14 protein-coding genes and 3 tRNA genes are annotated in these 12,906 nt (G+C 69.6%); 3 read left to right on the top strand and 14 right to left on the bottom strand.

What is annotated here, in order from left to right; translation table 11 throughout:
* Positions 1 to 57 precede the first annotated feature (57 nt).
* The 3 genes from nusG to QF035_RS30970 form a co-directional block, all read right to left on the bottom strand.
* Positions 58 to 936 carry a transcription termination/antitermination protein NusG gene (gene nusG, locus QF035_RS30980; RefSeq protein ID WP_307523772.1) on the bottom strand — a complete coding sequence of 293 codons (879 nt, stop codon included), beginning with the start codon at positions 934 to 936 and terminating at the stop codon, positions 58 to 60.
* A 77-nt stretch (positions 937 to 1,013) separates the two neighbouring features.
* Positions 1,014 to 1,301 (bottom strand): preprotein translocase subunit SecE, encoded by a 288-nt coding sequence (gene secE / locus QF035_RS30975; RefSeq protein ID WP_055610500.1) that lies wholly within the window; start codon positions 1,299 to 1,301, stop codon positions 1,014 to 1,016.
* Between the two features lie 110 nt (positions 1,302 to 1,411).
* Positions 1,412 to 1,484, bottom strand: a tRNA-Trp gene (locus QF035_RS30970).
* A 203-nt stretch (positions 1,485 to 1,687) separates the two neighbouring features.
* Here QF035_RS30970 and QF035_RS30965 point away from each other — a divergent pair.
* Both QF035_RS30965 and QF035_RS30960 read left to right on the top strand, forming a co-directional pair.
* Entirely contained in the window at positions 1,688 to 2,914 is a 1,227-nt protein-coding gene (locus tag QF035_RS30965) for a pyridoxal phosphate-dependent aminotransferase (protein WP_307523771.1), read from the top strand.
* Positions 2,915 to 3,063: 149 nt separating this feature from the next.
* Positions 3,064 to 4,092: an adenosine deaminase gene (locus QF035_RS30960; RefSeq protein WP_307523770.1), complete on the top strand. Its 1,029-nt coding sequence runs from the start codon at positions 3,064 to 3,066 to the stop codon at positions 4,090 to 4,092.
* Here QF035_RS30960 and QF035_RS30955 read toward each other — a convergent pair.
* From QF035_RS30955 to QF035_RS30910, 10 genes are all read right to left on the bottom strand, one after another.
* Complete coding sequence (locus QF035_RS30955) at positions 4,037 to 4,756, bottom strand: hypothetical protein (protein ID WP_307523769.1); 720 nt, start codon at positions 4,754 to 4,756, stop codon at positions 4,037 to 4,039. The two genes, QF035_RS30960 and QF035_RS30955, sit on opposite strands and share 56 nt — an antisense overlap.
* 60 nt (positions 4,757 to 4,816) lie before the next feature.
* A complete protein-coding gene (locus QF035_RS30950) occupies positions 4,817 to 5,872 on the bottom strand; it encodes a UDP-N-acetylmuramate dehydrogenase (RefSeq protein WP_307523768.1) in 1,056 nt (351 codons plus the stop codon).
* A 79-nt stretch (positions 5,873 to 5,951) separates the two neighbouring features.
* Positions 5,952 to 6,329 (bottom strand): DUF3291 domain-containing protein, encoded by a 378-nt coding sequence (locus tag QF035_RS30945; protein WP_307523767.1) that lies wholly within the window; start codon positions 6,327 to 6,329, stop codon positions 5,952 to 5,954.
* A gap of 57 nt (positions 6,330 to 6,386) precedes the next feature.
* Positions 6,387 to 7,832, bottom strand: a complete 1,446-nt coding sequence (locus QF035_RS30940; protein ID WP_307523766.1) for a DHA2 family efflux MFS transporter permease subunit — start codon at positions 7,830 to 7,832, stop codon at positions 6,387 to 6,389.
* Positions 7,833 to 7,925: 93 nt separating this feature from the next.
* Positions 7,926 to 8,495 carry a TetR/AcrR family transcriptional regulator gene (locus tag QF035_RS30935; RefSeq protein ID WP_307523765.1) on the bottom strand — a complete coding sequence of 190 codons (570 nt, stop codon included), beginning with the start codon at positions 8,493 to 8,495 and terminating at the stop codon, positions 7,926 to 7,928.
* Between the two features lie 150 nt (positions 8,496 to 8,645).
* Positions 8,646 to 9,074, bottom strand: coding sequence for a MaoC family dehydratase (locus tag QF035_RS30930; protein WP_307523764.1), 429 nt, complete (start codon positions 9,072 to 9,074; stop codon positions 8,646 to 8,648).
* Between the two features lie 4 nt (positions 9,075 to 9,078).
* A complete protein-coding gene (locus QF035_RS30925) occupies positions 9,079 to 9,531 on the bottom strand; it encodes a MaoC family dehydratase N-terminal domain-containing protein (RefSeq protein ID WP_307523763.1) in 453 nt (150 codons plus the stop codon).
* Between the two features lie 88 nt (positions 9,532 to 9,619).
* Positions 9,620 to 9,784 (bottom strand): 50S ribosomal protein L33, encoded by a 165-nt coding sequence (gene rpmG / locus QF035_RS30920; protein WP_003948671.1) that lies wholly within the window; start codon positions 9,782 to 9,784, stop codon positions 9,620 to 9,622.
* 96 nt (positions 9,785 to 9,880) lie between these two features.
* Positions 9,881 to 9,953: transfer RNA gene (locus QF035_RS30915), tRNA-Met, on the bottom strand.
* A gap of 47 nt (positions 9,954 to 10,000) precedes the next feature.
* Positions 10,001 to 10,073: transfer RNA gene (locus QF035_RS30910), tRNA-Thr, on the bottom strand.
* A gap of 260 nt (positions 10,074 to 10,333) precedes the next feature.
* Here QF035_RS30910 and QF035_RS30905 point away from each other — a divergent pair.
* Complete coding sequence (locus tag QF035_RS30905; RefSeq protein WP_307523762.1) at positions 10,334 to 11,608, top strand: amidohydrolase family protein; 1,275 nt, start codon at positions 10,334 to 10,336, stop codon at positions 11,606 to 11,608.
* 191 nt (positions 11,609 to 11,799) lie between these two features.
* On the opposite strand, the gene QF035_RS30900 is transcribed toward QF035_RS30905, so the two are convergent.
* The gene (locus tag QF035_RS30900) at positions 11,800 to 12,900 is read right to left on the bottom strand and encodes a hypothetical protein (RefSeq protein ID WP_307523761.1); all 1,101 of its coding nucleotides are present in this window, start codon (positions 12,898 to 12,900) and stop codon (positions 11,800 to 11,802) included.
* Between the last annotated feature and the right edge of the window lie 6 nt (positions 12,901 to 12,906).

The following is a 12,906-nucleotide window of genomic DNA, read 5'->3' as shown; positions in this document are numbered from 1 at the left end:
GAGGGCCCGTCTGACCTGGTCGGAGGCGTGTGTTCCGGAAGACCGTCCCGCGAGGGGTCAGTTCTTCTGGATCTGGTCGAAGCTCAGCTCGACCGGGGTCTCGCGGCCGAAGATCTCGACGAGGCCCTTGACCTTCTTCGAGTCGGCGTTGATCTCGTTGATGGTCGCCTGCAGCGTCGCGAACGGGCCGTCGGTGACGGTGACCGAGTCGCCCACCTCGAAGTCCAGCACCTGGACCTCGAGCTTGCGGGACGGCGCCGGCTTGCCCTCGGCCTCGGCAGCCTCGCGGGCGGCCTTCTCCTCGGCCTCCGGAGCGAGCATCTTGACGATCTCGTCCAGCGTCAGCGGGTACGGGTCGTACGCGTTGCCCACGAAGCCGGTGACACCGGGGGTGTTGCGGACGACGCCCCAGGACTCGTTCGTCAGGTCCATGCGCACCAGCACGTAGCCGGGGAGCTTGTTCTGACGGACGGTCTTGCGCTCGCCGTTCTTGATCTGCGCGACCTCTTCCTGCGGCACCTCGGCCGCGAAGATGAAGTCCTCGACGTTCAGAGAGACGGCACGCTGTTCGAGGTTCGTCTTCACGCGGTTCTCGTAACCCGCGTACGTGTGGATGACGTACCACTCGCCGGGCAACCTGCGGAGCTCCTCGCGGAGGGCCACCACCGGGTCGACCGGCTCGGCCTCTTCTTCGGGCTCTTCGGGCTTCTCGGCTTCGGCCTCGTCGGAGACGGCCAGGTCGTCGGCGTCCACGTCGGTCTCGACGTCCTCACCGGACTCGTCCTCGACGTGCAGGGCAGCCTCTTCGGCGGCCTCGCCGGCTTCGGCGTCGGCAGCCTCGACCTCGTCCTCGACGTCCGCGCCCTCGACGATGTCGAGCTCGTCGTCAACGGACTCGACCGACTCGCCGGCGTCGTTCAGGTTCGGGTCAGACACGGTGGCTGCTTCTTCCTGGATCATGGGGGTGGAACACGCGAAAGCGGGCGCCGGGTACGGCGCCCTTCGCGCTTGGCTCAGCCAAATACGTACTTGGCGGCCTTGTCGAGTCCGAAGTCAATCACAGTCACCAGACCGATCATGATGACGACGAACACAATCACCACTGTGGTGTACGTCGTCAGCTGATTCCGGGTCGGCCAGACAACCTTGCGGAGTTCCGCGACGATCTGGCGGTAGAAGAGGGCAAGGCGCTTCAGCGGGCCCTTCTTGGCACGCTTACCGCCCTTGCGGCCCTTCTTCTGGGACTCCGGCGCCTCATCCTGGGCATCAGGCATGTCGATGGAGCCCACGGCGTCCGTCACTCGTCCTCACCTGATTCCGGGTCGTGGCCGTGCCGCGCCCGGGTATGAGCCGCACGGCGGTGCATTGCAGTACGTACATGCGCACACATCCTGGCGAAAGGAGTGTGTAGCAGGGCCGGAGGGACTTGAACCCCCAACCGCTGGTTTTGGAGACCAGTGCTCTACCAATTGAGCTACGACCCTTTGTTTCCCCAACAACGTACCGCATCCGCCCGGGTGCTCGGTGTGCACCGGGTGGGCGCGGCCGGTGAAGGCCAACGAGGTGAGAGTGTACGTGGTCGACGGCCGGTCGTCGAACAGAAAGTGTCCGTAAGGACTTTGTCGGCCGGCGCTCACTCTGTGAAACCGGTGTGCCGGGGAGGTTTCGTGTCTGGAACGATGGGCCCATGAGCCCTGCAACCCCTCCCACCGAGCGCCGGGTCTCCGCCCGGGTCGGTGCGATCTCCGAGTCCGCCACCCTCGCCGTGGACGCCAAGGCCAAGGCCCTCAAGGCCGCAGGACGTCCGGTGATCGGCTTCGGCGCCGGTGAGCCCGACTTCCCGACCCCGGGCTACATCGTCGATGCCGCCATCGAGGCCTGCAAGAACCCGAAGTACCACCGGTACACGCCGGCCGGCGGCCTTCCCGAGCTGAAGGCGGCGATCGTCGCCAAGACGCTGCGCGATTCCGCCTACGAGGTTGACGCCTCCCAGATCCTGGTGACCAACGGCGGCAAGCAGGCCATCTACGAGGCGTTCGCCGCGATCCTCGACCCGGGCGACGAGGTCATCGTCCCGGCGCCCTACTGGACGACGTACCCGGAGTCGATCCGTCTCGCCGGCGGTGTCCCGGTCGAGGTCGTCGCGGACGAGACCACCGGCTACCGCGTGTCGGTCGAGCAGTTGGAGGCGGCCCGTACGGAGAAGACGAAGGTCGTCCTCTTCGTGTCGCCGTCCAACCCGACGGGCGCGGTCTACAGCGCCGAGGACACCGAGGCGATCGGTCGCTGGGCCGTCGAGCACGGTCTGTGGGTGCTGACGGACGAGATCTACGAACACCTGGTCTACGGGGACGCGAGGTTCACCTCGCTGCCGGCGATCCTGCCGGAGCTGCGCGACAAGTGCATCGTCGTCAACGGCGTCGCGAAGACGTACGCGATGACCGGCTGGCGTGTCGGGTGGATCGTCGGCCCGAAGGACGTGGTGAAGGCCGCCACTAACCTCCAGTCGCACGCCACGTCGAACGTGTCGAACGTCGCCCAGGTTGCAGCCATCGCCGCCGTCTCCGGCGACCTGAAGGCCGTCGCCGAGATGCGCGAGGCCTTCGACCGCCGCCGCAAGACCATCGTGCGGATGCTCAACGAGATCGACGGCGTGCTCTGCCCGGAGCCCGAGGGCGCCTTCTACGCGTACCCCTCCGTGAAGGCCCTCATCGGCAAGGAGATCCGCGGCAGGCGCCCGCAGAACTCCGTCGAGCTGGCCGCGCTGATCCTTGAGGAGGCCGAGGTCGCGGTCGTCCCGGGCGAGGCCTTCGGCACGCCGGGCTACCTGCGGCTCTCGTACGCGCTGGGTGACGAGGACCTCGTAGAGGGCGTCTCGCGCATCCAGAAGCTGCTGGCCGAGGCCAAGGACTGAACCTCCTCACCGTGAGTGGGTACGAGCGGGCCGCTTCCCTCTGGGAGGCGGCCCGCTTCTTCGTGTCGTGGTTCGTGTCTTAGTGCGAGCAAGACCACGTTCAGGGAAAGCGCTACCGATACGGAGGCGGCGTACGGCAGGATCCTGGAATGGAGCACGTACGTGATGTCTCTGAGCTGCCCAAAGCTCATCTGCACCTGCATTTCACCGGGTCGATGCGGATCACCACTCTGCTGGAACTGGCCGACAAGCACGGGATCCACCTTCCCGACGCGCTGACCAGCGGGGAGCCACCGAAACTGCGGGCCACCGACGAGCGGGGCTGGTTCCGTTTCCAGCGGCTGTACGACGCGGCGCGGTCGTGCCTCAGAGATCCCGAGGACATTCAGCGGCTGGTGCGGGAGGCCGCCGAGGAGGACATCAAGGACGGCTCGGGGTGGCTGGAGATCCAGGTCGACCCGACCTCGTACGCCCCCCGGCTGGGCGGGCTGATCCCGGCGCTGGAGATCATCCTGGACGCCGTGGACTCGGCCGTGCGCGAGACCGGGCTCGGGATGCGGGTCCTGGTGGCCGCGAACCGGATGAAGCATCCGCTGGACGCGCGCACGCTGGCCCGGCTGGCCGTGCGGTACGCGGACCGCGGCATCGTCGGCTTCGGGCTCTCCAACGACGAGCGGCGCGGTATGGCGCGGGACTTCGACCGGGCCTTCGCCATCGCGCGTGAGGGCGGGCTGCTGGCGGCGCCGCACGGCGGCGAGCTGACGGGCCCGGCGTCCGTCCGTGACTGCCTGGACGACCTGCACGCCTCGCGGATCGGGCACGGGGTGCGGGCGGCCGAGGACCCGCGGCTCCTGAAGCGGCTCGCGGACCGAGGCATCACCTGTGAGGTCTGCCCGGCGTCGAACGTCGCCCTGGGGGTGTACGAAAAGCCGGAGGACGTCCCCCTGCGCAAGCTTTTCGAGGCGGGGGTCCCGCTGGCACTCGGTGCGGACGACCCGCTCCTGTTCGGCTCGCGGCTGGCTGCCCAGTACGACATCGCGCGCCGGCATCACGCCTTCACGGACGCCGAACTGGCCGAACTGGCACGGCAGTCGGTAAGGGGTTCGGCGGCCCCGCACGACATCAAGGAGAAGCTGCTGTCCGGGATCGACGACTGGCTGACCGCCCCGGTCGCCTGAAGTGGGCGTAGGGCGGGTACGCCTGGAAGCCGATGTCCAGTTCCGTGTGACGTCCCCGGCTCAGGGGCATGTGCAGCGTGAGCGAGGTGACCAGCACGTCGTGCCCCTTGGCGGCCCTCTTGTGTCGGGGGCCGAAGCCGGCCGCGGTCTCCAAGTGAACGGACGCCGAGGCGAAGGTGTCCCGGGCGCCGAAGAGGAACAGCGTCCGGGCGTGCACGGCGGGGCGGATCCGGTCGACGGGGTCGAGGCGGTCCCAGCGCTGCTCCCAGCGGGCCTGCCAGGCCGCGGCGTGGTCCGCGGTGCGCCGTTCGTCGGTGCGGACGGTGCCGGGGGTGCCCCGGGTCAGTCCGCGGCGCAGCGACGGCCACGCGGAGGGCCGCAGGCCCAGTGTCCGGTGGGCGAGGACGAGGTCGACCGGCACTCCGGGCGCGTACGTCCTGGGCACGCTGTCGCGCAGCGGGACGTGGACGACCGTGTGCGGGGAGTACGCGGCGAACGAGAACAGGGCGGCGAGGCGGGCCAGTCCGTCGTGGTCGCCGACCAGGTAGCCCCAGCCCCGCAAGGGGTCGCTGAGCGTGGTGTGCCGGAGCGCGGGGCGCGGCTGGACCACCCGGAACGCGTACCGGCCGGCGCTCGGCCGGAACTCACCGACCCTCAGCCGCACAGGAGTTCTCTCATGCCCTCAGGGTGATCGCCGGGCCGGGCGACCGGCAAGCGAAATATCTCAGAGGCTGACGCCGACCGTCACCGGTTCGTTGACGAGCGTGATCCCGAAGGCGGCGTGGACGCCCGCGACGACCTCGCGGGCGAGCGCGAGGAGGTCCTCCGTGGTGGCCTCGCCGCGGTTGGTGAGGGCCAGGGTGTGCTTGGTGGAGATGCGGGCGGGGCCGGTGCCGTAGCCCTTGGTGAAGCCGGACTTGTCGATCAGCCAGGCCGCGGAGGTCTTGGTGTGCCCGTCGCCCGCCGGGTACGCGGGCGGGATCACGCCGTCACCGAGACGCTCGGCCACGCGCGCGTGGAACACGGCGAACTCCTCGTGGGTGAGGATCGGGTTGGTGAAGAACGAGCCGGCCGACCAGGTGTCGTGGTCCTCCGGGTCGAGCACCATGCCCTTGCCGGAGCGCAGCTTCAGGACGGTCTCCCGGGCCTTCTCCAGCGGCACGCGGTCGCCGGGCTCGACGCCGAGGACGCGGGCCGTCTCGGCGTACTTGACCGGCGCGGAGAGCCCGGAGGCGTCCTCCAGGTCGAAGCGGACGCGCAGCACGACGAAGCGTTCGGGGTCGGCCTTGAAGCGGCTGTGGCGGTACGAGAAGGCGCACTCGGCGTTCGGGACGGTGACCGTCTCGCGGGTCCGCCGGTCGTAGGCGATCACTTCGGTGATCGTCGACGACACCTCCTGGCCGTACGCCCCCACGTTCTGGATGGGCGTCGCACCCGCGGAGCCCGGGATTCCGGCGAGGCACTCGATGCCCGCGAGGCCGGCCTCGACGGTGCGGGCGACGGCGTCGGTCCACACCTCGCCGGCGGCCAGCTCCAGCTTCGTACCGTCGAGGGCGAAGCCGCGGGTGGCGATGCGCAGGGCGGTGCCCGCGAAGCCCTTGTCGCCGATGACCAGGTTGGATCCGCCGCCGATCAGCAGCAGCGGGGTGCCCGAGTCGTCGGCCTCGCGGACGGCGGCGATCACCTCGGCGTCGGTCGTGGCGGTGATCAGGCGCGCGGCGGGGCCGCCGAGCCGGAAGGTGGTCAGCGGGGCGAGCGGGGCGTCGTGGAGTTCCAGCACGTGCCCAAGAGTACGAGAACGGCCCCGCCGGTCGGGGCGGGGCCGTTCTCGCGGCTGAGCTGTTCGCGGCGTCGGTCGGTCACAGACGGCGCAACGCCTCCGCCCAGTCGAGCGGGAGGTCGTCCGCCGTGACCGTCCACGAGACGAACTTCGCGTCCCGCATCTGGGGGCCGAGGCCCCGGGCGGTCGGCGCGTGCGTGCCGGAGCGGGCGAAGGCCTTGAGCGCCGCGGGCGACTCCCAGGCGGACAGGGTCCAGAAGGTCCGCCGCAGCGGGGCCGCCTTGAGCGTGGCGCCGTACGCTCCGGGGGCTTTGCTCACCTGCCGCCAGACGGCCGGTGTCCTGGCGAAGAACTTCAGCGCTCCCCAGCGGGTGCGGGTCTCGAAGCGGGAGGCGAAGACGTACACCTCGGCGCCCTGCGGCGGCTCGTTCGGCACGGTCCAGGGAAGGGTGGGCATGCTCGGACTCCTTTCGGGTGCGGGTGCGGGTTCGGATTCCGGACTCGGTGAGGGCCCTCAGTGGGAGGCCGTCTCCAGCACCCGCTCGGGCGCGTTCCCGGTGCTGTCCTCGCTCGCCTCCGCCGCCCGGCGACGACCGGGGATGAGGAGTGCCGCGACTCCCGCCACGGCCACCGCGGCGGAACCGACCCAGAGCGCCGGCTGGGTGCCGTCGACGAAGGTCTGCGCGGTCCGGTAGGAGCCCTGGGCGGAGAAGATCGAGGCCATCACCGCGATACCGAGCGCGCCGCCGACCTCGCGCAGCGCGTTGTTGGCGCCGGAGGCGATCCCCTGCTCGTGCGGCCGGACGCTGGACATGACCAGGTTGGAGGCGGGGGCGAAGAAGAGGGACATGCCCACACCGCTGATGATCAGGGCGGGCAGCTGTGTGGCGTACGACGTGTCGGGCGCGATCACGGTGGCGAACCAGCCGAGTCCGACGGCCTGCAGGAAGAGACCCGCGGCGACGACCGGGCGGCCGCCGATCCGGTCGGACAGATATCCGGCGACGGGTGCGATGAGCATCGGCATCCCCGTCCAGGGCAGCATCCGCAGCCCGGCCTGGGTGGGCGAGTAGCCGAGGACGCCCTGCATGTACTGGCTGAGCAGGAAGATCGAGCCGAACATCCCGAGGAACATCAGCAGACTGGCCGCGTTGATCCCGGCGAAGGCCCGGTTGCGGAAGAGCCGCATCGGCAGCATCGGGTTCTTGGCGTTGATGCCGTGGATCACGAAGCCGACGAGCAGAGCGGTACCCGCGAACAGCCCCAGCAGGACTATCCCGTCGGTCCAGCCGACGACGGGCGCCCGGACCAGCCCGTACACGATTCCGAAGAGGCCACCACTGGCCAGCAGGGTGCCGCGGATGTCGAGCGGGGCACCGGCGCCGAAGGACTCCGACAGGCGCAGCCGGGCGAGCGGCAGGAGCGCCAGCCCCAGCGGAACGTTCAGCCAGAAGATCCACTGCCAGGAGATGTGCTCGGTGAGGCTGCCGCCGATCAGCGGCCCCGAAGCGACGGCGAGACCGTTGACGGCACCCCAGATCCCGTACGCCATCCCGCGCTTGGCGGCCGGAACGGCGGCCGTGAGCAGGGTCAGCGTCAGCGGCATCATGATGGCGGCGCCGACGCCCTGGACCGCGCGGGCGGCGATCAGCGAGTCGATGCCGGGCGCCATGGCCGCGGCGGCGGAGGCGGCGGTGAACACGGTGATGCCGACGAGGAAGAGCCGGCGACGGCCGAACCGGTCGCCCAGGGCCGAGCCGAACATCAGCAGCACGGCGAAGGTGAGCGTGTAGGCGCTCACGGTCCATTCCAGATCGGGGAGGTCTCCCCCGAGGTCCTTGCGGATCGAGGGCAGTGCGGTGGTGACGACGAGGTTGTCGAGCGCCGCCATGAACCCGGCGACGCTGGTGATGACGAGGGCCCAGACGGCTCCCCCGGGACGTGCGGTCTGCTGTGACATCGCTTCCCCCAGCGGGTGATCACTGACTTCAATTAGTTATTGCTGACTAACTTTCACGGGCATGAAAGGGCGGCAATTTCCGCCACCCTTGGTTCAGTGCTCGAGCCGGCCCTTGATCCGGGCCGAGGGGTAGAGCCCCTCCCAGACCCGGTGCTCGGGCGGAAATCCCATGACCACCAGGCAGTTGACGAGCATTCCGTACGCCATGAAGGTCGTGGTCTCGTCGACATCGGCGCCGAGCGGCAGATGAACGGTGTCCCACAGGCGCATCCAGCCCGCCCGCACCACCTCACCCAGCTCGCGGTCACCGGTCTGCTCGGCGGCCGCAACCGCGACGTACATCTGCATCTGCATGAGCAGCTGTTCGGGATTCTCGGCGATGACCCTGGTGTACGCGTTCGCCATGGAGTGCAGGGCCTCTTCGCCCTCCAGCCCCTTGGAGGCGTCGGCGAAGGTGCGCATGGTCTCCTCCATGCACCGCTCGGCCGCCGCGAGGAAGATCGCCTTCTTGCCCGGGAAGAGCCGGAAGAGGTACGGCTGCGAGACGCCCACACGCTTGGCGATCGCCTCGGTGGACGTGCCGTAGTAGCCGCCCCGGGAGAACTCGCTCATCGCCGCGCGGATGACGCTCTCGCGCCTCTCTTCTGCGCTCATCCTGACCATGCGAACAAGTTAGTACTCAATCACTAACTAGGTCAAGGGGTGGGATGCGGAGAGAAGAAGCGAGAGGCGCAGGAAGACAAGAAGTAAGGGGCGCCCGCAACGGCGGACGCCCCTTACTCACACTCCTCGCGCTCCCGCCGAACCGCCCTGTCAGGCCAGGCGTACGACGGCCCGGGACATGCCCAGGACCTTCTGGCCCGCGCTCATCGCGACGAGGTCGACGCGGACGGTGTTGTCGTCGAGCTTGGCCGCGACCTTGCCGCTGACCTCGATCGTGGCGCCCTGGTCGTCGTTCGGGACGACGACGGGCTTGGTGAAGCGGACACCGTACTCGACGACCGCGCCCGGGTCGCCGGTCCAGTCGGTGACGACCCTGACCGCCTCGGCCATGGTGAACATGCCGTGCGCGATGACGTCCGGGAGGCCGACCTCCTTGGCGAACTTCTCGTTCCAGTGGATCGGGTTGAAGTCCCCCGAGGCGCCCGCGTACTGCACGAGCGTCGCGCGGGTCACGCCGAAGGTCCGGGCCGGCAGTTCGGTGCCGACCTCGACGTCGTCGTACGAGATCTTCGCCGTCATCTGTTCACGCCCCCTCGGCCGCGCGGGACACGAGCTTGGTCCAGGCGGTCACCACGTGCTCGCCCGCCTCGTCGTGGACCTCGCCGCGGATGTCCAGAATGTCGTTGCCCGCCAGCGACTTGATCGCCTCGATGGTGGAGGTGACCGTGAGCCGGTCGCCCGCGCGCACCGGGCGGCGGTAGACGAACTTCTGGTCGCCGTGCACCACACGGCTGTAGTCGAGCCCCAGTTGGGGGTCCTGGGCGACCTGTCCCGCGGCCTTGAACGTGATGGTGAACACGAAGGTCGGCGGGGCGATCACATCGGGGTGACCGAGGGCCTTGGCGGCCTCCGGGTCCGTGTACGCGGGGTTGGCGTCGCCCACCGCCTCCGCGAACTCGCGGATCTTCTCCCGGCCGACCTCATAGGGCTCGGTGGGCGGATAGGACCGCCCCACGAAGGACTGGTCGAGCGCCATGGGCCCGGCACCTCCTGGTTCGCAACTGGGTGTAACGACGCGAGGCCGCCCCCCGACTTCAGGGGACGGCCTCGTGTACGAGCCTTGTTTATCGCGTTTCGCGGTGCGCGGTGTGCGCATTGCAACGCGGGCAGTGCTTCTTCATCTCCAGTCGGTCCGGGTTGTTACGCCGGTTCTTCTTGGTGATGTAGTTCCGCTCCTTGCACTCCACGCAGGCCAGCGTGATCTTCGGGCGGACGTCGGTGGCAGCCACAGGAGTGCTCCTTGACGAACGGATGGGACGAATGGCGCATTAACACATAGAAGAGTAGCCGATCGAAGGACCGACCCCACAATCGGCTACTGTCAGTAGCGGTGACCGGACTTGAACCGGTGACACAGCGATTATGAGCCGCTTGCTCTACCGACTGAGCTACACCGCTGTGATGTGATCAGTTCCCGCCTTGCGAGCGGGAACCTCCCACACCAGAGCCCCAATACGGAATCGAACCGTAGACCTTCTCCTTACCATGGAGACGCTCTACCGACTGAGCTATTGGGGCGAGCGATGAAGACATTACACGCTCGGCCACCGATCGCCCAAATCCGTTTCGCGGCACCTGCCCCAGCCCGTTCCGGGCCGCTCGCGGGGCGTTTCACGCGCCCCTCCCGCACGACGGACCACACCGGTACGACTATTCCGCTCCTCCTCGATGCGCGCCGGTCGCCACCCTAGGCTCGACTCACGCTGCGTGATCTTGTGTCCCTCCTTCGCAGCCGCCTGCCCCTTCTTTCGCAGCCGCCGCCGAGCCCCAGGAGCGCGATGCCCGACAGTCAGCCGCAGCAGCCCCACTCCTCCTCGTCCTCGTCGGGCTCCTCGGGCTCGTCCGGCCGGAGCGACGGCTCCGACCTGCTGCTCTGCGGCGCGCGGCTCACCGACGGCCGGACCGTGGACGTAAGGCTGGGCGGCGGACGCATCGAGGCGGTCGGCACGGCGGGCAGCCTCACCGCACACAGCGCGCGCGTGGACCTCGCCGGCTATCTGCTCCTGTCGGCCCCGGCCGAGCCCCACGCGCACGGGGACACGGCCCTGTCGGCGGACGGCGACGGACCGGTGTCGTACGAGGCCCACGAGGTCCAGCGCCGTACGACCGAGGCCGCGTTGCTCCAGCTCGGGCACGGTGCCACCGCCCTGCGCTCGCACGTGCGCGTGGGCGATGTGCAGGGGCTGGACTCGATGGGCGCGGTGCTCCAGGCACGGCGCGCGCTGCGGGGGCTGGCCGAGCTGACGGTGGTGGCGATGCCGCGGGTACTGACCGGGCTCGCCGGGGCGGACGGGCTGGCGATGCTGCGGGACGCGGTGAAAATGGGTGCCTCCGTAGTGGGTGGTTGTCCAGATTTGGACCCTGATCCGACGGGTTATGTGGAGGCGGTCCTGGAGGTCGCCTCGGAGCACGGCTGCCCGGTCGATCTGCACACGGACGGTGACGACCCCGCGCGGCTCGCACGGCTCGCGGCGATGGCCGGCGGACTGCGGCCGGGGGTGACGCTCGGTCCGTGCGGCGGACTCGGGCGGCTGCCCACCGAGGTCGCCTCGCGGGCGGCGGACCAACTCGCCGCGGCCGGCGTGAGCGTGGTCTGTCTGCCCCAGGGCGGCTGCTCGGGCGGGGACCGCCGCGGGACGGCTCCGGTACGGCTGCTGCGGGCGGCCGGGGTGCGCGTGGCGGCCGGGAGCGGCGCCCTCAGGGACGTGTCGAACCCCGTCGGGCGCGGGGACCCGCTGGAGGCGGCGTATCTGCTGGCCTCGCGGTACGGGCTGCGGGCCGGGGACGCCTACGACGCGGTGAGTTCGTCGGCGCGGGCTGCGCTGGGGCTGCCCGAGGTACGGGTGGAGGCCGGGTTCCCCGCGGAGTTGCTCGCGGTGCGCGGGGACCGGCTCGACGCGGCGTTGTCCCTGGCGTACAGCCGGATCGTGGTACATCGGGGGCGGGTGGTGGCGCGGACGAGTGCGGTGCGGGAGTACTGCAACTCCGCTGTGACCGTGGCGTTGGACCTGCCTCGGCAGGGGCGGACGGGGCGCGCGGAGGAGCCGTCGTGAGTCTTGGGGGTCTGGAGGCGGGGTGCCTTTGGCACGGGCACGCGCGCGTGGAGGTCTGTTTGGGCTCGACGCGCGCGTACCGGTGCTCTTGAAGTCCGCCCACTCGTGGCCGTCGGGTCACCCGTCGCTGTCATGCCGGTGGCCCGTCACCGTCGGGCCACCGGCATGACACTCGAGTTCCGGACAGGCCGTCAGAAGCCGCTCAGCAGGCCTCCGGTGAACGGGTTGCCCGGGCCCCCGAACCCGTCCGCGGGTATCTCGGTGGCACCGGACGGGGCGCTGACGTCGCCTGCCTCGCCAAACTTGACCACCAGGGGGAGCCGGGTGCCCTTCGGGCCGTCCGCGAGGGCGGCGAGGTCTACGGAGACCCTGGTCAAGTCACCGTTCTTCAGGGAGAAGTTGACGGCGATCTTCTTGTTCGGGGCGTCCTTGAGGTCCTCGTCGGTGGGCAGTTCGGCGCCCGCCGGAAGGTCGTCGGCCAGGGGCCGGAGCTTGTCGAGCAGACCGGTGAGCAGCTCGCGGAACGAGGCCTTGGCGACGATCCGTTCGACGCCGTCGCTGCCTCCCTCGTTGCTGAAGGTGACCTCACGGGCGACGACTCCGCGTACCGCCTTGAGGATCTTCTGCTGGGTCTTGGTGTCGATCTCGTCGGGCCCACCGGACTTGTCAGCCTTGTCGCCCTTGCCGGCCCGGTCGAGCTCGCTGGTGTCGACCTTGACCCACTTGCCCTCAATGACCTTCTTGAGCTCCTTCTCGCTCTCGGGGAGTTCGTTGGCCGACGGCAGCGGGAAGCCCATGGCCTCACCGAGTGCTTTCATGTCGGCGCGGTAGTACGTGTAGTCGCCGACGAGGCGGTATTCGGCCAGAACGCCGTCGGGCCCCGAGATCGCCACCCCCGTGCCGACGAGATCCTTCTCACCCGAGTCGGCGAGCGGCTTCCTCGACTCGACGGACACCTTGACCCGCACCCCGGTGAAGAGTTCGGCGAGCTCGGGCGGCAACTCCTCGCCGGGCTCCGCCTCTCCGGCCAGCTTCGTGAGGGCGGAGGGCTTGGCGTCGAGCCCCAACTCGAAGGCCAGCGACTTCTTTTCGCCGAGCCCTTCGAAGGCGCGGTCGACCTTCTGACCGGCGGTGAGGTTCTCGACCGTGCCGCAGGCGGCCATGCCGGTGAGCAGAGCCGTGGTGCAGGCGGCCGCGGTGAGGGTCTTGCGCAGGGCAGGGCGGTTGCGCGTGGCAGGGCTCATGCGCGTCGCAAGGCTCTCGCGTGTGGTGGTGATGACGGTCTCCTTCATGACGCC

The sequence above is a fragment of the Streptomyces umbrinus genome (genome assembly GCF_030817415.1).
In the GTDB taxonomy this organism is placed as follows: Bacteria; Actinomycetota; Actinomycetes; order Streptomycetales; family Streptomycetaceae; genus Streptomyces; species Streptomyces umbrinus_A.
The sequence above is the reverse complement of the archived record's forward strand: the minus strand, read 5'-3'. Positions and strand labels throughout refer to the sequence as shown.

Coding starts and splice junctions, on each gene's coding strand:
- QF035_RS30900 (WP_307523761.1), bottom strand. CDS start 12,900: ATGAAGGAGACCGTCATCACCACCACACGCGAGAGCCTTGCGACGCGC.
- QF035_RS30935 (WP_307523765.1), bottom strand. CDS start 8,495: ATGGTCAGGATGAGCGCAGAAGAGAGGCGCGAGAGCGTCATCCGCGCG.
- QF035_RS30960 (WP_307523770.1), top strand. CDS start 3,064: ATGGAGCACGTACGTGATGTCTCTGAGCTGCCCAAAGCTCATCTGCAC.
- QF035_RS30965 (WP_307523771.1), top strand. CDS start 1,688: ATGAGCCCTGCAACCCCTCCCACCGAGCGCCGGGTCTCCGCCCGGGTC.
- QF035_RS30930 (WP_307523764.1), bottom strand. CDS start 9,074: ATGACGGCGAAGATCTCGTACGACGACGTCGAGGTCGGCACCGAACTG.
- QF035_RS30945 (WP_307523767.1), bottom strand. CDS start 6,329: ATGCCCACCCTTCCCTGGACCGTGCCGAACGAGCCGCCGCAGGGCGCC.
- QF035_RS30905 (WP_307523762.1), top strand. CDS start 10,334: ATGCCCGACAGTCAGCCGCAGCAGCCCCACTCCTCCTCGTCCTCGTCG.
- QF035_RS30925 (WP_307523763.1), bottom strand. CDS start 9,531: ATGGCGCTCGACCAGTCCTTCGTGGGGCGGTCCTATCCGCCCACCGAG.
- QF035_RS30940 (WP_307523766.1), bottom strand. CDS start 7,832: ATGTCACAGCAGACCGCACGTCCCGGGGGAGCCGTCTGGGCCCTCGTC.